The 23557-nt window shown below is 67.9% G+C and carries 22 protein-coding genes; 9 read left to right on the forward strand and 13 right to left on the reverse strand.

Annotated features, from left to right (window positions below):
• Positions 1-569 precede the first annotated feature (569 nt).
• Together ilvA and queF are read left to right on the forward strand one after the other, a co-directional pair.
• Positions 570-2093, forward strand: a complete 1524-nt coding sequence (gene ilvA / locus DCN14_RS29195) for a threonine ammonia-lyase, biosynthetic (protein WP_096508705.1) — start codon at positions 570-572, stop codon at positions 2091-2093.
• A gap of 12 nt (positions 2094-2105) precedes the next feature.
• Positions 2106-2936, forward strand: coding sequence for an NADPH-dependent 7-cyano-7-deazaguanine reductase QueF (gene queF / locus DCN14_RS29200; protein WP_096508704.1), 831 nt, complete (start codon positions 2106-2108; stop codon positions 2934-2936).
• A 115-nt stretch (positions 2937-3051) separates the two neighbouring features.
• Here queF and DCN14_RS29205 read toward each other — a convergent pair whose 3' ends face one another.
• The 6 genes from DCN14_RS29205 to DCN14_RS29230 form a co-directional block, all read right to left on the reverse strand.
• Complete coding sequence (locus DCN14_RS29205) at positions 3052-3471, reverse strand: VOC family protein (protein ID WP_096508703.1); 420 nt, start codon at positions 3469-3471, stop codon at positions 3052-3054.
• A 316-nt stretch (positions 3472-3787) separates the two neighbouring features.
• The gene (locus tag DCN14_RS29210) at positions 3788-4141 is read right to left on the reverse strand and encodes a DUF1493 family protein (RefSeq protein ID WP_096508702.1); all 354 of its coding nucleotides are present in this window, start codon (positions 4139-4141) and stop codon (positions 3788-3790) included.
• Positions 4141-4575, reverse strand: a complete 435-nt coding sequence (locus tag DCN14_RS29215) for an STM2901 family protein (RefSeq protein ID WP_096508701.1) — start codon at positions 4573-4575, stop codon at positions 4141-4143. Before DCN14_RS29215 ends, DCN14_RS29210 begins: the two co-directional genes overlap by 1 nt.
• A 352-nt stretch (positions 4576-4927) precedes the next feature.
• Entirely contained in the window at positions 4928-5314 is a 387-nt protein-coding gene (locus DCN14_RS29220) for a Rid family hydrolase (protein WP_006751946.1), read from the reverse strand.
• Between the two features lie 124 nt (positions 5315-5438).
• Positions 5439-6920, reverse strand: a complete 1482-nt coding sequence (locus tag DCN14_RS29225; protein ID WP_096508700.1) for a D-aminoacylase — start codon at positions 6918-6920, stop codon at positions 5439-5441.
• Positions 6921-6922: 2 nt separating this feature from the next.
• Positions 6923-7858 (reverse strand): MurR/RpiR family transcriptional regulator, encoded by a 936-nt coding sequence (locus DCN14_RS29230; RefSeq protein ID WP_096508699.1) that lies wholly within the window; start codon positions 7856-7858, stop codon positions 6923-6925.
• A gap of 119 nt (positions 7859-7977) precedes the next feature.
• Here DCN14_RS29230 and DCN14_RS29235 point away from each other — a divergent pair, with 119 nt between their 5' ends.
• Both DCN14_RS29235 and DCN14_RS29240 read left to right on the forward strand, forming a co-directional pair.
• Positions 7978-9258: an amino acid deaminase gene (locus DCN14_RS29235; protein ID WP_096508698.1), complete on the forward strand. Its 1281-nt coding sequence runs from the start codon at positions 7978-7980 to the stop codon at positions 9256-9258.
• 171 nt (positions 9259-9429) lie between these two features.
• Complete coding sequence (locus DCN14_RS29240) at positions 9430-10011, forward strand: DJ-1/PfpI family protein (protein WP_096508697.1); 582 nt, start codon at positions 9430-9432, stop codon at positions 10009-10011.
• A gap of 145 nt (positions 10012-10156) precedes the next feature.
• On the opposite strand, the gene DCN14_RS29245 is transcribed toward DCN14_RS29240, so the two are convergent.
• The gene (locus DCN14_RS29245) at positions 10157-10603 is read right to left on the reverse strand and encodes a MarR family transcriptional regulator (protein ID WP_096508696.1); all 447 of its coding nucleotides are present in this window, start codon (positions 10601-10603) and stop codon (positions 10157-10159) included.
• A gap of 26 nt (positions 10604-10629) precedes the next feature.
• The gene (locus DCN14_RS29250; protein ID WP_096508695.1) at positions 10630-12225 is read right to left on the reverse strand and encodes an MDR family MFS transporter; all 1596 of its coding nucleotides are present in this window, start codon (positions 12223-12225) and stop codon (positions 10630-10632) included.
• 106 nt (positions 12226-12331) lie between these two features.
• Between DCN14_RS29250 and DCN14_RS29255 the strand changes: the two genes are divergently transcribed.
• Positions 12332-13174, forward strand: coding sequence for an EcsC family protein (locus tag DCN14_RS29255; protein ID WP_096508694.1), 843 nt, complete (start codon positions 12332-12334; stop codon positions 13172-13174).
• Here DCN14_RS29255 and DCN14_RS29260 read toward each other — a convergent pair.
• From DCN14_RS29260 to DCN14_RS29280, 5 genes are all read right to left on the reverse strand, one after another.
• Positions 13144-14106 (reverse strand): alpha/beta hydrolase, encoded by a 963-nt coding sequence (locus DCN14_RS29260; protein ID WP_096508693.1) that lies wholly within the window; start codon positions 14104-14106, stop codon positions 13144-13146. The two genes, DCN14_RS29255 and DCN14_RS29260, sit on opposite strands and share 31 nt — an antisense overlap.
• A 114-nt stretch (positions 14107-14220) precedes the next feature.
• Positions 14221-14655: a CHRD domain-containing protein gene (locus DCN14_RS29265; protein ID WP_096508692.1), complete on the reverse strand. Its 435-nt coding sequence runs from the start codon at positions 14653-14655 to the stop codon at positions 14221-14223.
• A 343-nt stretch (positions 14656-14998) separates the two neighbouring features.
• Positions 14999-15772, reverse strand: coding sequence for a class II aldolase/adducin family protein (locus DCN14_RS29270; protein WP_096508691.1), 774 nt, complete (start codon positions 15770-15772; stop codon positions 14999-15001).
• Between the two features lie 238 nt (positions 15773-16010).
• Positions 16011-17636 carry a phospholipase D family protein gene (locus DCN14_RS29275; protein WP_096508690.1) on the reverse strand — a complete coding sequence of 542 codons (1626 nt, stop codon included), beginning with the start codon at positions 17634-17636 and terminating at the stop codon, positions 16011-16013.
• A gap of 231 nt (positions 17637-17867) precedes the next feature.
• Entirely contained in the window at positions 17868-18584 is a 717-nt protein-coding gene (locus tag DCN14_RS29280; protein ID WP_096508689.1) for a FadR/GntR family transcriptional regulator, read from the reverse strand.
• A 134-nt stretch (positions 18585-18718) separates the two neighbouring features.
• Between DCN14_RS29280 and DCN14_RS29285 the strand changes: the two genes are divergently transcribed.
• From DCN14_RS29285 to DCN14_RS29300, 4 genes are read left to right on the forward strand one after another with little or no spacing between them, the layout of a single operon-like run.
• Positions 18719-19519 carry a (Fe-S)-binding protein gene (locus DCN14_RS29285; protein WP_096508688.1) on the forward strand — a complete coding sequence of 267 codons (801 nt, stop codon included), beginning with the start codon at positions 18719-18721 and terminating at the stop codon, positions 19517-19519.
• A complete protein-coding gene (locus tag DCN14_RS29290; RefSeq protein ID WP_096508687.1) occupies positions 19516-20241 on the forward strand; it encodes an LUD domain-containing protein in 726 nt (241 codons plus the stop codon). Before DCN14_RS29285 ends, DCN14_RS29290 begins: the two co-directional genes overlap by 4 nt.
• On the forward strand, positions 20238-21683 hold the full coding sequence (locus tag DCN14_RS29295) for a LutB/LldF family L-lactate oxidation iron-sulfur protein (protein ID WP_096508686.1): 1446 nt from the start codon (positions 20238-20240) through the stop codon (positions 21681-21683). Before DCN14_RS29290 ends, DCN14_RS29295 begins: the two co-directional genes overlap by 4 nt.
• 50 nt (positions 21684-21733) lie before the next feature.
• Positions 21734-23440 (forward strand): lactate permease LctP family transporter, encoded by a 1707-nt coding sequence (locus tag DCN14_RS29300; protein ID WP_096508685.1) that lies wholly within the window; start codon positions 21734-21736, stop codon positions 23438-23440.
• The last annotated feature ends 117 nt before the right edge of the window (positions 23441-23557 follow it).

Below are 23557 nucleotides of genomic sequence, written 5' to 3' on the forward strand. Positions count from 1 at the left end.
GCCGATACACCGTGAACGGGCGTCGGCAAGCGCGTACGCGCAATCTTGGGGAAATCTGTTCTGGTGCCAGGCGCGCGACTATCTCGCATGGGGCCGGAGCGGGTCTGGACTCACCGTTCCGGGCCGGCAGGGCCTGGCGGCACTCGGAGCCATCAGCACGATCGCGCGCGGCGCGCATGCCGCTCCGCCGCGGGGCTGGCTGCACGCGGCGTCGGCTTCAATGGGGCGATCCGAGGGTGCCTCTGCATCTTCCGATCCTTGATTCAAAACGGAATTCTAACCCATGATCGGGTCGTCCGTGACACGCCGGACAGGTCGTGGGGCTATCCCCGCAACCCGCGCCACGCCTGGGCCTGCGCGGTTTTGCTGCGGCATTCGCCATCCGTCCGGTCGGTAACCGCGCAGTTAACGTGCAGTTAAACCAGTAAAAAACGGGCGTCGCATCCGTCAAATACGCGCGCGGGGCCACGCCACGGCGGTGCGCCCGGCATACCGCTTGCGTGCGCACGGACCCTTGGCGCTATCATTGATCCTTTACCGTCTGCTTTCCGCACTGCACGCGAGCGTCCATGGCATCCCACGATTACCTGAAGAAAATCCTCACCGCGCGCGTCTACGACGTCGCGCTCGAGACGGAACTCGAACCCGCCCGCAATCTGTCGGCACGGCTGCGCAACCCCGTTTACCTGAAGCGCGAGGACAACCAGCCGGTGTTCTCGTTCAAGCTGCGCGGCGCGTACAACAAGATGGCGCACATTCCGGCCGACGCGCTCGCGCGCGGCGTGATTACGGCCTCGGCCGGCAACCACGCGCAGGGCGTCGCGTTCTCGGCGGCCCGGATGGGCGTCAAGGCCGTGATCGTCGTGCCGGTCACGACGCCGCAGGTGAAGGTCGATGCGGTGCGTACGCACGGCGGCCCGAGCGTCGAGGTGATCCAGGCGGGCGAATCGTACAGCGATGCGTATGCGCACGCGGTCAAGGTGCAGGCCGAGCGCGATCTCACGTTCGTCCACCCGTTCGACGATCCGTACGTGATCGCCGGCCAGGGCACGATTGCGATGGAGATCCTGCGCCAGCACCAGGGCCCGATCCACGCGATCTTCGTGCCGATCGGCGGCGGCGGGCTCGCGTCCGGCGTGGCCGCGTACGTCAAGGCGGTGCGTCCGGAGATCAAGGTGTTCGGCGTGCAGGCCGAGGATTCCTGCGCGATGGCGCAATCGCTGCAGAAGGGCGAGCGCGTCGAGCTGAGCGAGGTCGGCCTGTTCGCGGACGGCACCGCGGTGAAGCTCGTCGGCGAGGAAACCTTCCGGCTGTGCCGCGAATTCCTCGACGGCGTCGTGACGGTCGACACCGACGCACTGTGCGCGGCGATCAAGGACGTTTTCCAGGATACGCGCAGCGTGCTCGAACCGTCGGGCGCGCTCGCGGTCGCGGGCGCCAAGCGCTACGCGGAACGCGAAGGCATCGAGAACCAGACGCTCGTCGCGGTCACGTCGGGCGCGAACATGAACTTCGACCGGATGCGCTTCGTCGCCGAACGCGCGGAAGTCGGCGAAGCACGCGAAGCCGTGTTCGCGGTCACCATCCCCGAGGAACGCGGCAGCTTCAAGCGCTTCTGCTCGCTCGTCGGCGACCGCAACGTCACCGAGTTCAACTACCGGATCGCCGATGCGCAGTCCGCGCACATCTTCGTCGGCGTGCAGATCAAGCGCCGCGGCGAATCGGCCGAGATCGCCGAGAATTTCGAGTCGCACGGCTTCAAGAGCGTCGACCTGACGCACGACGAACTGTCAAAGGAACATATCCGCTACATGGTGGGCGGCCGCTCGCCGCTCGCGCTGGACGAACGCCTGTTCCGCTTCGAATTCCCGGAGCGGCCCGGCGCGCTGATGAAGTTCCTGTCGTCGATGGCGCCGGAATGGAACATCAGCCTGTTCCACTACCGCAACCAGGGCGCGGACTACAGCTCGATCCTCGTCGGGCTGCAGGTGCCGCAGGCCGATCGCACCGAGTTCGAGCGCTTCCTCGCGGCACTCGGCTATCCGTATGTCGAAGAGAGCGCCAATCCGGCTTACCGCCTCTTCCTGTCGTAAAGGCGTCACGCAATGAATCCCGAACACTCCCCGCTCGGCAAGGCCACCGTCTATGCCACGCAGTACGACGCGTCGCTGCTGTTCCCGATCCCGCGCGCCGGCGCGCGCGAGCAACTCGGCATCACGTCGGCGCTGCCGTTCTTCGGCACCGACATCTGGAACGCGTACGAGCTGTCGTGGCTCAATGCGCGCGGCAAGCCGCAGGTCGCGGTCGCGACGTTCTACGTGCCGGCCGAATCGCCGAGCATCGTCGAATCGAAGTCGTTCAAGCTGTATCTCGGCTCGTTCGCGCAATCGAAGTTCGACTCGGTCGACGCGGTGCGCGACGCGCTCAAGCGCGACGTGTCGGCCGCGTGCGGCGCGAGCGTGTCGGTGCAGCTCGTGTCGCCGCACGATTTCGCCAAGCTCGAGATGGAAGAACTCGACGGGCTGTCGCTCGACCGGCTCGACCTCGACACCGACGTGTACGAACCCGATCCGTCGCTGCTGTCGGCGGCCGACGCCGAGGACGAAGCGCCGGTGGAGGAAACGCTCGTGTCCGACCTGCTGCGCTCGAACTGCCCGGTCACCGGCCAGCCCGACTGGGGCAGCGTGCAGATCCACTACGTCGGCCCGCAGATCGATCATGCGGGGCTGCTGCGCTACATCATCTCGTTCCGCAATCACACGGGCTTTCACGAGCAGTGCGTCGAGCGCATCTTCCTCGACATCATGCACGCGTGCAAACCGGTGAAGCTCGCGGTATATGCGCGCTATACGCGCCGCGGCGGGCTCGACATCAACCCGTTCCGCACGAACTACAACCAGCCGATGCCGGATAACGCGCGGACGGCGCGGCAGTGACGGCGGCGTCGCCGCCGCAGTTCAAAGCACGCCAGACAACCACGAATAAAACAGCCCGGCCGGATCCAACCGCCGGGCTGTTTTCTATGCAAGGAGAAGCGCAGCCGGCCCGCTGTCATCCGCTCACCGGCCGCTCCGGAAGGATCTCCACTAGACGCAACAGGTAGCCGTCTGGGTCCTGCACAAGCATCTCGATCTGGCCGTGCTCGATATCGTCCTGTCGGTACCACGACGTTCGCGGTTCGACAAACAGCGCCACGCCTGCGTTACGGATCCGGTCAAGGATGGGATCAAGCGAATCAACCTCGATCTGAAGATTGATCCCGCGCCCGAACGGCCGTTCCAGCAGGCCGATCAGCCAGCCGTCCCGACTGTACTGCTCGAGCATGAGCTGAGCCCGCCCGATTTCAAGATACGCGAACCCGTCTTCCGGACGCTCGAAGCGAATCCCGAATCCCAACACGTCGCGATAGAAGCAAACGCTTTCGGCCAGGTCCGAGCAGATCAGCTCCGGTACCAGGGCAGCCCATTCCATGCTTTTCCTCTCGGTATGACCAAGGACGCTGCCGGAACGGGCGGGATCCGTGGTGGCGGTGGCTGCATCGAGAGCCCTTCATCCGCAGCCCCGGCACGCTACATGACAAAACGAGCCCAGCACACGTGAATGTGCCGGCCCGTTTTGTAGCGATTCACCGTGTACGCGCGCACTGCGCGGCAGCAAATGATGTGGCGCTAACGGAAATTTTGCAGCCCGCCAGCGCCGACCGTTTGCAGAAGTAGCGGATTCGCGGACGTCGGTTCCCAATTCCGTGCGTTGAAATCCGGATCGACACGTGCGGAAACCCGCCCTTTCACGACAGTGCGGCCAATCGTGTGGCGTCCCATTTTCCTTCAACGGCTGCACGATGCAGCATCGCGAGCGTAATCGATTCCCGCTTGAAGTCGTGCGGCTTTCGAAGCACCCATCGCCGAAATAGCGAATAGAGCAGCCCCTCGCCTTCCATCAGAAAATACCGGTGGAAGTCGAAATCGCCCGTGTCGACAGCAAACCGCTCAAAAAAGCGCTCCATGAAGTCGTTTGCTTCGTCGCCGGTTTGACCCAGGTCGTCCCAGAGCCGCGTGCCGGCGGCGAGCGGCTTCGAGCGACCGAGCCCGACCTCTGATCTGACGAAGGCTTCGATCTCGTCCCAACGCACGTTTTCCATCAGAACACCTTGTCCTCGGGTTTGACTAGGCTGTTGTACCTGGAGACCGTGCCGTGAACGATCCCGAATACGTCGTGGGCAAGCAGCGCCCAACCGACGCCCGGAATGGCGCGCCCGACGAATACGCTGAGCTTCCGGGTCAGAATGATCCGGAACGACTTGATGCTTTGAAGCGTCACCGTTGGTAAAACCTTCCTGTTGAGCTGGTAGCGAAAAACCGAACGGGCCATCACGGATGCGACGGACGTCCCTTTCGTCGCGCCACCGAATTTTTGCCGCGTCGGTAAAACGGGCCAACCCGCTAGAATCAGGACCACGGCTTCGACATCGTCGATCCCGACGCGTGCGCAGGTCTCTTCCACCGCAACGAAAAAGAAAAGCTCGGCAGACGTGAGATCCGAATAAACGCCGTAGCGGTACGTATTGCTCGTCATGATTTGATTTCACGAAATCGTTAATCGGAATGACGACCATACCCGACGATCCACTCAATTTACTCTATCGAGATTCATCGACGCCGCTGGCGTATTACGCGTCCATCACCAGAGGCGCCCGACGGACGCAGCATATCGTGTCACGATCGAGTCGCAAGAATTTCATTCGGAGTGTAAAAATTCGGCGCTACTCAGCGCCAATCATGATTGGGTTCCCTGCCGAATTATTGCGGTTGCCAGGAGACGAGCGCTCTCAATATCCAACGCCGGAAACACGTCGCCCCCCCAAACGCAACGAGGCCGGCGCACATCAATGCGCCGGCCCCGTCACCCAACCATTCGCCCTCGCGCGTTACTTCGCCGGCGCCTTGTAAGCGATGCAGTCGACCTCGACCTTGCAGTCGATGACCATGCTCGACTGCACGCACGCGCGTGCCGGCGGGTGCTCGCCGAAGTACGACACGAACACCTTGTTGAACGACGCGAAATCGCGTGCGTCGTCGAGCCACACGCCGCAGCGCACGACGTGCTCGAGGCCGTAACCGGCTTCCTTCAGGATCGCGATCACGTTCTCGATCGTCTGCTTCGACTGCGTGACGATCCCGCCTTCGACGACCTCGCCGTTCACCATCGGCGTCTGGCCCGACACGTACAGCCAGCCGTCGGCCTCGACCGCACGCGCAAACGGCATCACCTGGCCGCCGGTCCCCTTCGCTTCGCCTACGCCATATCGCTTCATCGTTTCACTCCTTGTTTGTCGGCGGGAGCCGACGCTTCAGCGCCTGCTCCCGCCCCATGCAACGCACGGTTGCGGATGCGCGCGCCGACCCTGGCACGCGCGGCAGATCGAATCGGAACCGCGCTCAGAACGCGGCGTCGGCACTCGCCGGCACGCGCTCGCCGCGCGCGACGAAACCGCCGGCGCGCTCGCCGGTCGGCTGGCCGTTCTCGTAAGTCAGCACGCCGTTCACCCACACCGCATCGATCCCGTGCGCGGGTTGCTGCGGCTTCTCGAACGTCGCGGCGTCGATCACGCGCGCCGGATCGAACAGCACGAGATCCGCGTGATAGCCGACATGCACTTCGCCGCGCCGCGCGATCCCGTAGCGGCGCGCGGACAGCGACGTCATCTTGCGGATCGCTTCCTCGAGCGGCAGCAGGTTCGTGTCGCGCACGTAATGGCCGAGCACGCGCGGAAACGCGCCCCACAGCCGCGGATGCGGCAGCGGATCGTTCGGCAGGCCGTCCGAGCCGACCATCGTCGCCGGGTGCGACAGGATCCGGCGCACGTCGTCCTCGGACATGTTGTGGTACACGGCGCCGGCCGGGCGGATCCGCTGCGCGGCTTCCTGCTCGGTCACGCCCCAGTCGGCCGCGATCGCCTTCAGCAGCTTGCCGGCGACTTCCGGATGCGGCTCCGACCACGTGATCGTGATGTCGATGTCGCCCGTCACCTGCTTCAGGTCGAGCGTCGACGAACTGCGGCTGTACGGATAGCAGTCGCAGCCGACCGGCTGGTAGCGACGCGCGCCTTCGAGCGACGCGAGCACCTCGGTGCTGCGCCCCCAGTTCGACGGGCCCGCGCACTTCAGGTGCGAGATCACGACCGGCACCTGCGCGTGACGGCCGACGCGGTAGGCCTCGTCCATCGCGTCGAGGATCGCGTCGAACTCGGTGCGCATGTGGGTCGTGTACAGCGCGCCCGCATTCGCGAGCGGCTCGGCCAGCGCCATCACTTCCTCGGCCGGCGCCGCAAACGCGGAGCCGTACGCGAGGCCCGACGACAATCCGAGCGCGCCGTTCGCGAGCGCCTCTTCGAGCTGCGCGCGCATCCCGGCGATTTCGCCGTCGGTCGCCGCGCGGTCGAGGCGGTCCATCTGGTTGTTGCGCAGCGCGGTGTGCCCGACGAGCGCCGCGACGTTGACGGCCGGACGCGCGGCGTTCACGGCCGCGACGTAGTCGGCGAAGGTCGGATAGCGGAATGCATCGCGCTCGCCGAGCAGGTTCATCGGGTCGGGCGGATCGCCCGCGAGCGTCACGGGCGACGCGCTGATCCCGCAGTTGCCGACGATCACGGTCGTCACGCCCTGCGAGATCTTCGGCAGCATCTCCGGGGCGCGGATCACGTGCGTGTCGTCGTGCGTGTGCACGTCGACGAAGCCCGGCGCGAGCGCGCGGCCGTTCGCATCGACGACGGTCTCGGCGAGCCAGTTCGACAGGTTGCCGATCGCCGCGATCGCGCCGTTGCGGATCGCGACGTCGCGCGTGACGGGCGGGGCGCCGGTGCCGTCGTACAGCTGCGCGCCGACGATCAGCGTATCGGCGGCTTCGGGGTGCGAATGCATGGTCAGTCTCCTACCGGTTGACGGTCTCCGCCGCCGCGATGCGCATCGAGCGCATGCTTGATGCGACGCAGCGATTCTCGGCCCGCATCGCCGAGCCGCAGCGCGACTCCGGTGACGAGCACGTCGATCGCCATCATCATCGCGTAGCGCGATGTCGAAGGCTTGTAAATGAAATCGGTTTCGAATGCGACGACCGGAATCAGGTGGTCGGCGAGCTTCGCGAGCGGCGACGCCGGCGCGGTGATCGCGATCAGCTTCGCGCCGTAGCGCTTCGCAAGCCGGCAGCTCTCGAGCAGCTCGGGCACGCGGCCGCTGACCGACAGCGCGACGACCACGGCGTCGCGCGACAGCGTCGCGGACACCATCCGCTGCAGCAGGCTGTCCTGGTAGCTCGCGACCGGCCGGCCGAAACGCACGAGCCTGAAGCGCAGCTCGTCGGCGAGCGCGGTCGAGCCGCCGCCCTGCCCGTACACATAGATCATCTTCGCGCCGGCGAGCAGGTCGGCGGCCGCGTCGAACGACGTGTTGCGCAGCAATTGATGGTTGTGCGCGAGCGCCACGCGGATTTCGTCGTAGACGACCGACGCGGGGCTCGCGTCTTCGGCGGGACCGTCGTCGGACGGCACCAGAAAGCGCTGGCCGACGGCCGCCGCCTGCGCGACGAGCACCTTCAGTTCGCGCACGTCGCGGCAGCCGACGGCCTTCGCGAACCGCGTGACCGTCGCGACGCTGACTTCCGCGTCGCGTGCCAGCGCGCCGATGCTCGCATGCGCGGCGCGCGCGAGATCGGCGAGGATGAACGCGGCGACCTTGCGCTCGGCTTCGCGCAACTCGGGCGCGCATTCGGCGATCCGCGCGACGATGTCGAGGACCGGCGGGGCAACCGGAGCCGGTTGCTCGGCGCCGGACGAAGCGGACGGGATGGCGGGCGTATTCATCTGCTGAAAAGGGTGTGGAGCTCGATGTTACTAAATAACATCACCGCGCCGATGCTACTTTCTGTACCATCTGCATGTCAACTTCAATGCAATGCATAGTGATGATGGAGCGGGATGACATGAAAGTTACAAACTATCAAGAACCGACGATCGATCCGTTGGGCAAGGGTCTCGGCAACGTCCCGAGCGCGAGCGTGCCGCTCGACGACGCGGGCCGTCTCGAGTGGAACCTGCTCGCGGAAGACGTCAGCCTGCCGGCCGCGGTGCTGTACGCGGATCGCATCGAACACAACCTGAACTGGATGCAGGCGTTTGTCCAGCAGTACGGCGTCCAGTTCGCGCCGCACGGCAAGACGACGATGGCGCCGCAACTGTTCCGCCGCCAGCTCGACGCCGGCGCGTGGGGCATCACGCTCGCGACCGCGCATCAGACGCAGGCCGCGTATCACGGCGGCGTGCGGCGCGTGCTGCTCGCGAACCAGCTGGTCGGCCGCCAGAACATGACGATCATCGCGGGGCTCTTGTCCGATCCCGATTTCGAGTTTTTCTGCCTCGTCGATTCGGCCGACAGCGTCGACCAGCTCGGCCGCTTCTTCGGCGACGCGAAGAAATCGCTGAACGTGCTGATCGAACTCGGCGTGCCGGGCGGCCGCGCGGGCGTGCGCGATGCCGCGCAGCGCCAGGCGGTGCTCGACGCGATCGCGCGCTATCCGGACACGCTGAAGCTGGCCGGCATCGAACTCTACGAAGGCGTGCTGAAGGAGGAAGGCGAGATCCGCGCGTTCCTGCAGGGCGCGGTCGCGCTCACGCGCGAGCTGGCCGAAGCCGGCCGCTTCGCGCGCACGCCGGCGATCCTGTCGGGCGCGGGCTCGGCCTGGTACGACGTGGTCGCGGAGGAATTCGCGAAGGCCTCCGACGCGGGTTTCGCGGAAGTCGTGCTGCGTCCGGGCTGCTACCTGACGCACGACGTCGGCATCTACAAGAAGGCGCAGACCGACGTGTTCGCGCGCAACCCGATCGCGCGCAAGATGGGCGAAGGGCTGCTGCCGGCGCTGCAGCTGTGGGCGTACGTGCAGTCGGTGCCGGAGCAGGATCGCGCGATCATCGCGCTCGGCAAGCGCGACGCCGCGTTCGACGCGGGCCTGCCCGAGCCGGCGCGGCACTTCCGTCCGGGCCGCGACAGCGCACCGCGTGACGTCGCCGCGAGCGAAGGCTGGGCGGTCACCGGGATGATGGACCAGCACGCGTACCTGCAGATCCCGCCGGGCGCGGACGTGAAGGTCGGCGACATGGTCGCGTTCGACATCTCGCACCCGTGCCTGACGTTCGACAAGTGGCGCCAGTTGCTCGTCCTCGATCCGCAGTTCCGCGTGACGGAAGTCGTCGAAACCTTCTTCTGACGCACCGCACGCGCCACCCCACCGCCCCGCCGCCGCGCGGGGCGGCCGTCACGCGCGCTTCAATCGGCCGGAGTACACTGCGCTTTCGTCCTCGGGGCCGCTTCGCCGCCGTTGCACCGTCTGCCGCACACGACGCGAACGGGCCCTCAACGCTGTTCAATGGAGAAAGCCATGGCCGCGAAGAAGATCCTGTTCCTGACCGGTGATTTCGCCGAAGACTACGAAACGATGGTGCCGTTCCAGGCGCTGCAGGCCGTCGGCCATCACGTCGATGCAGTCTGCCCGGGCAAGCGCGCGGGCGACAAGGTCAAGACCGCGATCCACGATTTCGAAGGCGACCAGACCTACACCGAAAAACCCGGCCACCAGTTCACGCTGAATGCGACGTTCGACGACGTCGATGCGTCCGGCTACGACGCGCTCGCGATCGCGGGCGGCCGTGCGCCCGAATACCTGCGGCTCGATGCGAAGGTGATCGCGCTGGTGCGCGCGTTCGCGGAAGCCGGCAAGCCGATCGCCGCGATCTGCCATGCGGCGCAACTGCTCGCGGCCGCCGACGTGATCCGCGGCAAGCGCATCTCGGCCTACCCGGCCTGCGCGCCCGAAGTGAAGCTCGCAGGCGGCGAATACGCGGACATTCCGGTCGATGCCGCCGTGACCGATGCGCCGTTCGTCACCGCACCCGCGTGGCCCGCGCATCCGGCATGGATCGCGCAGTTCCTCGCGCTGCTGGGCACGCGCATCGAGCTGTGAACGAAGTGAAATGAGATGAGATGAAAGGCCGGCCGGCGGCGGGTTCGTGCAACCCGTGCTCCGGTCGCGCACGGCCGGGGCGTGCTGTTCCGTGCCGCGTCTTCTCCAGCCCGCCCCTTCTTCCTGCCCGTTTCCGCCGCGCCGTTCAGGGCGACGCCGGCGTGGACGCGACGTCCGCGATCCGCGATTCCAGCATCGCCAGCGCGCCCGACAGCGCACTGAGCACGTCGTCCGGCAGTTGCGCCATCGTCTGATCGAGGAATGCCTTGCGGCGCGGCAAGCACGCGTCGAATGCGGCGCGGCCGTCGGCGGTGAGCGTCACGTTGGTCACGCGGTTGTCGCGTGCGTCGGACGCGCGCTCGATCCAGCCGAGCGCGTCGAGCGACTTCAGCTGGCGCGTGAGCGCGCCCGGATCGATGCGCAGCACCTCGACGAGCTTCTTCTGCGACGCATGCCCGCCCAGCGTGTGCAGCGCGACCATGATCCGCCAGCGCGGCATCGGCTGTCCGACGTGCGTTTCGAACGCGGTCATGAACGCGCGATACGTGCGTCCGAATTGCTGCAAGATCGCGACGCGGTCCTGTTCTTCCATGCGCTGAGTTCTATTCATTCAATCGATCAATCGGCCGCGACATGCGGCTCGATCTTGTGCCGCAGCGCGATCGGCGGCACGCGGCGGCACTGCCACACCGACACGACGGCGACGACGGCCGCCATCGCGACGCCCAGGTGAATCGCGCCGACCAGCGATTCGCGGGCCGCTTCCAGCAGCAGCGCGCCATTATGCCCGGCGCGCGTGAGCGCCGCGACGAGACCGCCCTGCGCCGCGCGATCGATCAGGATCGGCGGATCGGCGAGCTGCGCATGCCACTGCATTGCGTGGTCGCCCGACAGCGCATCGCGCACGCCGCTCGAATACAGCTGATTGACGAGCGTGCCCGTCAGCGCGGTGCCGATCATCCCGCCGACCATCCGCAGCGACTGCAGCAGCGCGGTCGCGATGCCGAGGTGCTCGCGCCCGGCCGTCTGCTGCGCGAACACGGTGAGGTTCGGCAGCACGAAGCCCAGGCCGATGCCGCCCGAGACCATCAGCGCCATCAGCACCCAGGTCGACGTCGTATGCGTCGACACGACGATGCCCGCGCACGCGATCGCGAACAGCACGAAACCGACGTGCAGCATCGCGTTCGGATTGCGGATGCGCGTGACGACCCGTCCGTTCATGATGCTGCCGATCGTGATGAACACGACGAGCGGCGTGATCACGAGCCCCGCCTCCTTCGGCGACATCCCGAAGCCGCCCTGGAACAGCAGCGGCGCATAGAACAGCAGCGAGAACATCGAGAAGCCCGCGAGGATCGCGAGCACGAACAGCGCGGACAGCGCGCGGTTGCCGAACATGTCGAACGGCAGGATCGGCTGCGCGCAGCGCTTTTCCCAATGCCACAAGCCGACGCCGGCGCCGACCGCGACGACCAGCAGCAGCGACGCCCAGCTCATCACGCCGTACTTCGGCAGCCATTCGACGAACAGCTGCAGCGCGCCGAGCGACAGCGCGATCAGCAGCGCGCCGGGCCAGTCGAGCCGCATCTTGCGGTCGTGCGCGACGTGCCGCAGGTGCGGCAGGTAGCGCCACACGAAGAACAGCGACAGCAGGCCGACCGGCAGGTTCACGTAGAACACCGAGCGCCAGCCGAACGACTGGGTCAGGATCCCGCCCAGCGACGGCCCGACCGCGTTGGCGATGCCGAACGCGGAGCTCATCAGCACCTGCCAGCGCAACCGCACGACGGAATCGGGGAACAAGTCGGGAATGCACGCGAACGCGGTGCCGACCAGCATCCCGCCGCCGATGCCCTGCAGGCCGCGTGCGAGCACCAGGTACAGCATGTCGTTGGCCATCCCGCACAGCACCGACGCGCCGGTGAACACGACGATCGACGCGATCACGAACGGCTTGCGGCCGTAATAGTCGCCGAGCCGGCCGAAGATCGGCACGGTAATCACGGAACTGAGCAGGTACGACGTCGCGACCCATGCGTACAGGTCGAAGCCCCTCAACTCGGCGACGATGGTCGGCAGCGCGGTGCCGACGACCGTCTGGTCGAGCGCGACGAGCATGGTGACGAACGAGATCCCGATCATCGCCAGCAGCGATTCGCGGAACGGCAGGACTTGCCCGCTCGAATGGTGGGCGGCAGTATGGACGGCCATTTTTTGTTGATGCAACTTTTGACGAGTCAAACAATCTCAAAATTTTAGCATGGCGGAGTAATCTAGGCTGGCGACGGTTTAGGGCTTCTGGCCCCGAAGGAGAAAGATGGAACCGATTTCAATCACGCCCGCGACGACGCTGTCGCCCGACGACCGGGACGCGCTGCGGCGCGCGAAACAGGTGCTGGAAAGCCCGTCGCTGACGATGAAGCTGACGGGCGTGCTGGGTGCGCCGGTCGAGAAGATGATCGCGCGGCTGCCCGACTTCGCGACCGGCAAGATCAACGACGCAACGCAGCTCGCGCTGCGCAAGTGCCTGAACATCGCGCTGCGCACACTCGGCAAGCCGCCGGGGCCGGATGCCGAACCGGACAAGCCGAGCAACCTGCTGCACAAGCTGGCGGTCGCCACGACGGGCGCGGCAGGCGGCGCGTTCGGCTTCCTCGCGCTGCCGGTCGAGCTGCCGGTAACGACCACGCTGATCTTCCGCTCGGTCTGCGACATCGCGCGCAGCGAGGGCGAGGACCTGGGCTCGGTGGATACGCAGTTGCAGTGCCTGGCCGTGCTCGGCATGGGCGGCAACCCGGACAGGCACGACGACGAAGCCGATCTCGGCTATTTCGTGCTGCGCGGCGCGCTCGCGCAGGCGATCTCGAAGGCCTCGTCGGACATCACGACGAAAGGGATCGCCGCGCACAGCTCGGCGGCGGTGTTCAAGCTCGTGCAGACGGTGGCGTCACGCTTTTCGGTGCAGGTGACCGAGCAGATGGCCGCGAAGTCGATCCCGGCGATCGGCGCGGTGCTCGGCGCGACCGTCAACACGCTGTTCATCGACCACTTCCAGCAGATGGCGCACGGCCACTTCACCGTGCGCCGGCTCGAACGCAAGTACGGCGCGGTGGCCGTGAAGGCCGCGTATCAGGCGATCGACGCCTCGCCGACGCGCTGAACCGCCCGTTCGACCGCGACGCGGCGCAGGAACGCGGCCGCCCGGTCGAGCGCATCGCGCGACTCCGGCACCATCGGCGTATAGAGCTGCCACACGTGCGGCATGTCCGGCCAGATCTCGATGTCCACCGGCACGCCGGCCGCCTTCGCCTTGTCGGCGACGCGGCGCGAATCGTCGAGCAGCACTTCGGTGCTGCCGACCTGGATATACAGCGGCGGCAGCCCGGTGAAATCCGCATAGAACGGCGACGCGTACGGATGCGTCGGCGCCGCGTCCCCGAGGTACAGCTTCGCCGCCTTCGGCAGCGCCGCGCCCGCGAACATCGGGTCGGGGCCGTCGTTGGTGCGCATCGTGCCGCCCGTGCCGGCCAGGTCCGTCCACGGCGAGAACAGGATCGCGCCGGCCGGCAGCAGTTCGCCGCGATCGCGCAGCGCGACGAGCGTCGCAAGCGCGAGGCCGCCGCCCGCCGAGTCGCCGCCGAACACGATCGATTCGGGTGGCGTTCCGAGCGCGAGCAATTGCCGGTACGCGGCGAGCGCGTCGTCGAGCGCGGCCGGGAAGCGGTGCTCGGGCGCGAGCCGGTAATCGAGCGAGAACGCGCGCACGCCCGCGCGCTTCGTCAGGCCGAATACCAGCGGCCGGTGGGTTTTCGTCGAACAGAAGTAGTAGCCGCCGCCGTGGAAGTACAGCAGCGTGCGGCCCGGCCCGCGCGCGGGCGCCGCGTCGGTACGCTCGAGCCACTCGCCGCGCAGCGGCGCGTCGCCGGGACCGTAGCATTCGCGCAGCCGGTAGCCCGACGGCGCGCGGCGCGGCACGATCATCCTGAGATCCGTGAAGCGCCGCGCACGGGCGGGATCGAGCACCGGACGCGTGGTCTCGGGACGAAACTGCCAGCGCAGCAGCCAGCACGCGAACCTGCTTTGCCAACTCATCGAACGCACTCCGTCATCACAGTGTGACGATGGTACGTGCGATCGCGCCGGCGCCGCTCGACGGGAGGCTCTACATCAAACGCGCCGCCCGGTTCGCGCGCCGCTTCGCCGGGGTCAGTTCGCCGGCATCACCTGGCCGCGGATCTCGCCGGACGGATGCGCCTTCGTGTGGATGTTGAAGTACCACTTGCCGCCCATCAGGTCGGTGACCTGCGCGTCGGTGAGCGCCTTCGAACCCTTGATCGGGCTCGCGAGCGCGTCCTTCGGAATCGGCACCTGCACACCGGCGTTCTGGCCGACCGGCGCCGGCCCATGGAAGTGCGCGGCGGTCGCCGGCCCCGTGAGGTGTTCGTAAGTCACGCTCCACTGCAGCATGTGGCTGGCCGTGTCGTAAGTCGCGTCGAGCGCGCCGGCGCCTTTCGTCGCGGTCGGCGGCACTTCGCTCGACGGTTGCAGGTTGGCGGACAGGCGCACCGTTTCGGCGGCGGCGCTGCCGGCGGCCAGCACGCCCGCGAGTAACGCCACCTGGAGCAAACGCAGCTTCGGCATGAATCCTCCTTGTACGACGTAGTACGCCACCCGGCCGGCGACGCTCCATGATGGTAGTCGATCGCCGCGGATCCGGCAGACTGCCGCAACCTGGAAGAGACCTTTGCAGCCCGGGCCCTGAATCCGCTCGCGGCCTTTCGCTACACTTCGTCTCACAGTTGCTTGTTTCCTTCGTCCGAAGGAGTCTGCGAGTATTTACGCGGCCATCCGGCCGCGTTTTTTTTTGCCCGTCGCGCACGGCATGCGCGCAGCGCCGGGCACATCCGGTTTCGCCGGCCGTCAAGCATCGCGAATCAACTTTCGCCGCGCCGATCGAATCCGGCATCGTGCCGACACCGCGCCCCTACGCGCGATAGCCGGGATCGATCCGGTCGACGATGCGCTGCAGCGCGTCGAATGCGTCCTGCCCCGCGCCATGCTTCGGATCGAAATTCAGCGAATCGCGCACGCATGCGTCGAGCACCGCCGGCGCGATCGGCAACGCATCGCCGATCGCGCGGGTCGCGACCTGCACCTCGCACGCGCGATTGAGCAGCCACATCAGCGAGAACGTCTGCGCGAGCGTCGCGCCGATCGTCACCGGCCCGTGGTTGCGCAGCAGCAGCACGGGCCGCCCGCCCGCGCTCCCGACGATGCGCCGCCCTTCTTCGAGATGCACGGTGATGCCCTCGAAATCGTGATACGCGACCTTCCCGTACAACTGCGCCGAATAGAAATTCGTGAACGACAGCCCGTCGCGCGAGCAGCACACGGCCATCGTCGGCGTCGTATGCACGTGCATCACGCAATGCGCATCCGGCAGCGCCGCATGAATCGCGCTGTGGAACGTGAAGCCGGCCGGGTTGATCGGCCAGTCGGAATGACCGATCACGTTGCCGTCGATGTCGATCTTCACGAGGTTCGATGCGCATACCTCGCGGTAATGGAGCCCGAACGGGTTGATCAGGAAATAGCCGTCCTCGCCCGGCACGCGCAGCGAGATGTGGTTGTAGATGAGTTCGGTCCAGCCGAGATGGTCGAAGATCCGGTAGGCGGCGGCGAGCTGCACGCGCGCCTGCCATTCGGCTTCGGAGAAACGGGCGGGACGCGTGAACGGCTGGTTCGGTACACGTTGCATGGGGCACTCCGGTTGCGGGCGGGCGCAACCGCGCGGGCGGCTGCGCACATCGTCCCTCGTCTCCTGGCGTCGCGCGCGGGTCGCGCGGCGCATGCGGCGTGTCGTTCCGCGCCGCGCCGGCCCGCGTTGCACGAGCCGTTCGACGGCGCCTTCACGATACGCATATAGTTGCGCGCACAACCATATCACCTTTCCCCGCGCACCGGTATCGCGGGTTTGGCCCGAGCCGTTCCGGCCCTTACAACTGGTCGTCGACCGGCAGCAGCATGAAGAGGCCGGTCATCAGGTTGCGCATCAGCCCCGCATGCGGATCGACGTGATAGGTGGTGAACGTGCCGTTGTCCATCCCGGTCCACTCGAGTTCGGGCGTACCCCACCCCGTCGGCGCCACGAGGCCCAGGCGATAGCTTTCGTCGGGCTGCGTCGCGCGCGCGAAGATCGCCGCGGCCTGCTGCGCGATCGCCGGGCTGTGGATCACGAGCGCCAGTTCCGTATTCAGGTGCGCGGAACGCGGATCGAGGTTCATCGAGCCGATCACGAGGATCTGCCGGTCGATCACGTACGCCTTCGCATGCAGGCTCGCCCGCGAACGCGAGCCGAACAGGCGCGCGCGCGGCGAGCCCGGCTGCGCCTTGAATTCGTACAGCTCGACGCCGTGCTGCAGCAGCGGCACGCGATACGGCGCGTAGCCGGCCTGCACGGCAACCGCGTCGGTCGCGGCGAGCGAGTTGGTGAGGATCGCGACGCGCACGCCGCGCGCGGTCATGTCGCCGAGAATCGTCACGCCCGCATCGTGCGGCACGAAGTACGGCGAAAACGCGAGGAACTCCTTTTGCGCGGTGTGCGTCAGGTCGACCAGGCGCCGCATCGGCGGGCTCACGTAGGTATCGGTCGGCCGCGCGACCTTGGACGGCGCGTCGACCTCGAATTCGGCCGGCGCCCACACGAGTTCGAGCTCGTCGCGCGCGATCTGCTGCGCGAGCGGCGTCGCATTCAGCGGCTTCGCGTTGTACGGGTCCGCGTACTTGCGCCAGTGGTCGCGCAACTCGTCGCGCATCGCGTCGAGATCCTTCGGGTCGAACGACTGATGATTCAGCACGCGCAGCGGATAGCTGCTCGCGCTCGCCCAGTAGTCGTCGAAACTCGTCGAGACGTCGTTCGTCACGGGCCCGGCTGCCAGCACGTCGAGATCGCGGAACTGCAGCGTCGGGCTCGCGCTGAAGTATTCGTCGCCGAGGTTGCGCCCGCCGACGATCGCGATCTGGTTGTCCGCGATCATCGCCTTGTTGTGCATCCGGCGCGTGAAGTTGTCGATGCGCGTGAAGAAATTGGCCGTGCGCTCCACCATCCCGTGCCGCGACGCGCCGAACGGGTTGAACACGCGGATCTCGATGTTCGGATGCGTATTGAGCGCGGCCATGACGCGGTCGATATCGCGGAAGTTCAGGTCGTCGACCAGCATCCGCACGCGCACGCCGCGATCGGCCGCGTACAGCGCGGCGCCGAGCAGCAGCTTGCCCGTCGTGTCCTCGGTCGCGATGTAGTACTGCATGTCGAGCGTCCTGGTCGCCGCGCGCGCGAGCGCGATGCGCATCTGCAGCGCGGTGGCGCCATCGGGCAGCAGCCGGAAGCCCGACTGGCCCGGGTGCGCGGCTTCCGGCGCGACCAGCGCGTCGCGCAGCGGCGTCGCGGCATCGGGCGGCAACGCGTGGGAGACCGGACGATCGAGGGACGTGGCGGGCGGATGGGTCGCGCAGGCGGCGACCAGCGACAGCAGCACGCAGACGGCCAGCGCGCGGGCCGGGCGGCACGCGGCGCGCCACGTGAGCGCGGCCGGCGCGCGCCGGATCAAAGACGTGAGCACGAGAGCTTCCTCGACAGGCGGATCAATGGGTCCGCAATCGCCGCGGCGCGCGGCTGACGGGCGGTTCCGGCCGATTCTAGTGGGCGCCCGACGAACCGGTCAATCGCGCGGCCGGCGCGCGCGGCGGCGCCAGGCCGCGGCTCGCACTACGCACGGCGGCCCGCCGGAACAGAGAACGCGGCGCGCGAGCGCCCGTCGGGCGGGCCTGCCGTGGCCGCGGTCCAACCAATCTCACGGCGCATCGCCGCTTCGCTCGAAGTGGCTGCGCACGTAGTCGATATGGGTCTGCATCGCGGTGCGCGCCTCCTCGGGCCGGTGCGCGCAGATCGCGTCGCACACCACGCGATGCTGCAGCAACAGCAGCTCGGACGCCTGCTCGTCGTGCGTCGTCATCCCCGCGACGTTGATCGAGATGTGCTCGCGCAGCATCCCGATCACGCTCGTGTGCAGGTGCAGGAACATCGTGTTGTGCGACGCGAGCGCGATCGCCTCGTGCAGCTTCGCGTCGGTCGACGCCTCGACGGCCGCATCGTCGTTCGCATGCGCGGTTTCGAGCTCGCGCAGCAGCGTGCGGATCCGGCGCCGGTCGTTCGCGTCGGCGCGCAGCGCGGCGAAATACGCGGTCGCGCCCTCGAGCACGCGGCGGAATTCGAGAATGTCGTCGCGCAGCGCCGGATGATCGGCGACCAGCTGGCCCCACGGCGACGCGATGCCCGCGCGCAGCTGATCCGTCACATAGACGCCCGCGCCGCGCCGGCTCTGCAACAGTCCGCGCGCGACGAGCCGCTGGGTTGCCTCGCGCACCGTATTGCGCGCCACGCCGTACTGCTGAGCGAGCACGCGCTCGGCCGGCAGCCGCGCGCCGGCCGGCCACGTGCCGTCGAGCAGCGCCGTTTCGATCTTGCGCATCACCACTTCGGTCCGGCCCCGTGCCGTCATCGCCGCCATCGCCGCCTCTCCATCCGGAATGTCCGTCGCGCCGATTGGCCCAACCAATTTGAGCTGCGGCGCCGTCGCGGGAATTATGCAGCGAAATCGTCGCCCCGCATTCGAATGCCGGGCGGTCGCCCCTGGAGCGAGACATGAACGAAAGGCACTACGCCGCCACCGCCCCCACGCACGTCTATCTGTTCGCGACCTGCCTGGTCGACCTGTTCGTCCCCGAAGCCGGGCTCGATGCGGTTCGCCTGCTGGAACGCGAAGGCCTGACCGTCCACTATCCGCGCGGCCAGAGCTGCTGCGGGCAGCCGGCCTACAGCAGCGGCAATCCCGACGAGGCGCGCCGCGTCGCGGCCGCGCAGCTCGACCTGTTCGGCGAGCCGTGGCCCGTGATCGTGCCGTCCGGCTCGTGCGGGGGCATGATCCGGCACCATTGGCCGGCCCTCTTCGCCGACGACCCCGTGCACGGCCCGAAGGCCCGCGCGATCGCGGAACGCACCTACGAACTCGCGGAATTCCTCGTCCATGTGCTCGACGTGCGGCTGGACGCCCTCCCCGCGAACGCCGGCCCGGCAGAACGCGTGGTGCTGCACACGTCGTGCGCGGCCCGCCGCGAGATGGGGACGCGCGTGCATGGCGTCGCGCTCGTCGATGCGCTGCCCGGCGTCACGCGCATCGAACATGAACGCGAATCCGAATGCTGCGGCTTCGGCGGCACGTTCTCGCTGAAGCATCCCGACATCTCCGGCGCGATGGTGCACGACAAGGTCGCGTCGGCCTGCGCGACGGGCTGCGACCGGCTCGTGTCGGCCGACTGCGGCTGCCTGCTGAACATCAGCCACGCCGCGACCAAGGCCGGCGCGGCGCTGCCCGTCGAGCATCTCGCGAGCTTCCTGTGGCGCCGCACGGCCGGCGCCGCGTCGCTGCGCGGAGATTCGCAATGAGCGCGCGCGACGCCATCCTCGCGCGCCTGCGCAGCGCAGCGCCCGGCGTCGCGGCGCGCGCCGCGAGCGCGCTCGATGCGCGCATCGACACGCATTACGCGGCACGCCGTGCGCCGGTTGCCCCCGATCCTCACGCGCTCGCGCAGACGATGCAGGCCGCGCTCGCCGCGTCGCACGCGGAGGTCTGGTGCGCCAGCGCCGATGCGTGGCCCGCGCAGCTTGCCGCGCGTCTCGCCGAAGCCGGCGTGCGCCGCTTGCTGCTCGATCCGGCCCGCGCCGAATCCGCGGCACTCGCGCGCGCGCTGCCCGACGCGGTGGCGCCGGTGCCGTTCGACCGTCCGATCGACGCGTGGAAGGCCGAGCTGTTCGACACGATCGATGCGGGCTTCACCGTCGCGCGCTCGGGCATCGCGGCAACCGGCACCGTCGTGCTCGCACCCGATCCCGGCACGCCGCGCACGGTATCGCTGGTGCCGCCGCTGCACGTCGCGCTCGTGCATGCGAACACGCTGCACGCGGATCTTCATGCAGCCGTGCATGCGGAACGCTGGCACGCCGGCATGCCGACCAACGTCGTGCTGGTGTCGGGCCCGTCGAAAACTTCCGATATCCAGCAGACCCTTGCGTACGGCGCACACGGCCCGCGCAACCTCTGGGTCGTGATCGTCACCGAACCGGCCGCCGCGCCGGCCGCAACCGCCCGCCAGGACCTGCCGCGATGAGCGACCAACCGCTGCAATTCGTCGCCCCCGGCGACTTCAAGGCCCGCGCGCGCGCCGCGCTCGACGATCCGGCGCTGCGCAGCAGCTTTCGCGGCGCGATGGACTTCCTGCAAGGCAAGCGCGCGACCCAGTTCCCCGACGACACCGAGCTGCAGCAATTGCGCGATCTCGGCGAAGCCGTGCGGCAGCATGCGCTCGCGCAACTGCCGTCGCTGCTCGAGCGGCTGGAAGCGAAGCTGACCGAAGCCGGCGTCCACGTGCACTGGGCCGAGACGGCCGCCGACGCGAACGCGATCGTGCTCGGCATCGCGCAGGCGAACAAGGCGCGCCGCGTGATCAAGGGCAAGTCGATGGCGAGCGAGGAAATCGAGCTGAACCATTACCTCGCGGATCATGGCGTCGACTGCATCGAGTCCGACATGGGCGAGTTCATCGTGCAGCTCGCGGGCGAGAAGCCGTCGCATATCGTGATGCCGGCGATCCACAAGACGCGCGGCGACATCGCCGGGCTGTTCGAGCAGCACATCCCCGGCACGCGCTACACGGAAGATGTCGACGAGCTGATCCAGACCGGCCGGCGGGCGCTGCGCCGCGCGTTCGCCGAGGCCGACATCGGCCTGTCCGGCGTGAACTTCGCGGCGGCCGACACGGGCACGCTGTGGCTCGTCGAGAACGAAGGCAACGGCCGGCTGTCGACGACGGTGCCCGACACGCACGTCGCGATCATGGGGATCGAGAAGGTCGTCGAGAAACTCGAGCACATCGTGCCGCTGTCGAGCCTGCTCACGCGTTCGGCCACCGGCCAGGCAATCACGACCTACTTCAACCTGATTTCCGGCCCGCGCCGCGACGGCGAACGCGACGGCCCGCGCGAGCTGCATCTCGTACTGCTCGACAACGGCCGCACGCAGGCGTATGCGGACGAACAACTGCGCGCGACGCTGCAGTGCATCCGCTGCGGCGCGTGCATGAACCACTGCCCCGTCTATACGCGCATCGGCGGCCACGCATACGGCACCACCTACCCGGGCCCGATCGGCAAGATCATCTCGCCGCACCTGCTCGGCCTCGACGCGACGGCCGACCTGCCGACCGCGTCGACGCTGTGCGGCGCATGCGGCGAGGTGTGCCCGGTCCGGATTCCGATCCCGCAATTGCTCGTGCGGCTGCGCACCGAGGCGAACCGCAAGCCCGACGAACCCGTCGCGCACCCGCTGCGCGGCCAGGGCGCGAACTACAACCGCGCGGAAGACCTCGTGTGGCGCTTCTGGTCGGGTGCGTTCGCGCATCCGCGCGCGTATCGCGCATTCCGCTGGACCGCGACGCGGCTGCGCGCGCTGACGCCCGCCAAGCAGATGGGCTGGACCCAGCACCGCACGCCGCTCGAGCCCGCGCCGCGCAGCCTGTCCGACCTGCTGCGCGCCCGCGGCCAGCCCGAATAACCCATCCGTTTTCAAACCCGTACCAATAGAAATCCATGGAGGAGACACCCATGCAGGTTTGGCATCAGATCTACACCCCGCTCGGCAGCCTCGGGCTGTCGGCGTTCGTCGCCGCAATTCCGATCATCTTCTTTTTCGTCGCGCTCGCCGCGCTGCGGATGAAGGGGCACGTCGCCGCCGCGATCACGCTGCTGCTGTCGCTCGGCGTCGCGGTCCTCGCGTACGGGATGCCCGTGCCGCAGGCGCTCGCGGCGGCCGGCTTCGGCTTCGCGTACGGCCTGTGGCCGATCGCGTGGATCATCGTCGCGGCCGTGTTCCTGTACAAGATCGTCGTGAAGACCGGCCAGTTCGACGTCATCCGCGCGTCGGTACTGTCGATCACCGACGACCAGCGGCTGCAGATGCTGCTGATCGGCTTCTCGTTCGGCGCGTTCCTCGAAGGTGCCGCCGGCTTCGGCGCGCCCGTCGCGATCACGGCCGCGCTGCTGGTCGGCCTCGGCTTCAAGCCGCTGCACGCGGCAGGACTGTGTCTGATTGCAAACACCGCGCCGGTCGCGTTCGGCGCGATGGGCATTCCGATCATCGTCGCCGGACAGGTGACGGGCATCGACCCGATGCACATCGGCGCGATGGCCGGCCGCCAGTTGCCGCTGCTGTCGCTCGCGGTGCCGTTCTGGCTCGTGTTCATGATGGACGGGCTGCGCGGCGTGCGGCAGACGTGGCCGGCCGCGCTCGTCGCGGGCGGCAGCTTCGCGATCACGCAGTACTTCACGTCGAACCACATCGGGCCCGAGCTGCCGGACATCACGTCGTCGCTCGTCAGCCTCGTCGCGCTCGCCGCCTTCCTGAAGGTGTGGCAGCCGAGCAGCGCGAAACAGACGGACGGCGGCATCGTCGCTTCGGGCGGCGGCGCGGCGCTTGGCGGGTTCGGCGCGGGCGGCAACGTTGCGGGAGCGCACACGAGCCGTCAGGCGTCGCCGTACACGCTCGCGCAGACCGTGCGCGCATGGTCGCCGTTCCTGATCCTGACCGCCGTCGTCACCGTGTGGAGCATCGCGCCGTTCAAGGCGCTGTTCGCCGCGCACGGCGCGCTGGCATCGACCGTGCTGAAGTTCCATGTGGCGGGGCTCGACCAGCTGGTCGTGAAAACCGCGCCGATCGCCGCGACGCCGAAGGCGCTCGAAGCCGTGCTGAAGATCGACCTCGTGTCGGCGGTCGGCAGCGCGATCCTCGTGACCGCGCTGATCTCGATGGTGCTGTTGCGGATGAAGCCGCGCGATGCGCTCGTCACGTTCGGCGAAACGCTGTCGGAACTCACGCGCCCGATCCTGTCGATCGGCTTGGTGCTCGCGTTCGCGTTCGTCGCGAACTACTCGGGGATGTCGTCGACGCTCGCGCTGATGCTGGCCGCGACCGGCGCCGCGTTCCCGTTCTTCTCGCCGTTCCTCGGCTGGCTCGGCGTGTTCCTGACGGGCTCGGACACGTCGTCGAATGCGCTGTTCTGCTCGCTGCAGCAGACGACCGCGCACCAGCTCGGCGTGCCGGAAACGCTCGCGGTCGCCGCGAACACGACGGGCGGCGTCACGGCGAAGATGATCTCGCCGCAGTCGATTGCAGTGGCCTGCGCGGCGACCGGCCTCGTCGGCAAGGAGTCCGAGCTGTTTCGCTTCACCGTGCGCCACAGCCTGCTGTTCGTCGTAATCGTCGGCCTGATCACGCTCGTGCAGGCCTACGTGCTGCCGGGGATGGTGCCGTAAGCCGCACCGCTGCGCCACGCACCCCCGAAAAACAAAAACCCCACGCCCGGACGAGCGTGGGGTTTTCTTCATCGCGCCGGACGCCGGGGCGAGCCGCTCCGGCGCCGCACGAGGCGG

The organism is Burkholderia sp. IDO3, from assembly GCF_003366075.1.
GTDB classification, from domain to species: Bacteria; Pseudomonadota; Gammaproteobacteria; order Burkholderiales; family Burkholderiaceae; genus Burkholderia; species Burkholderia anthina.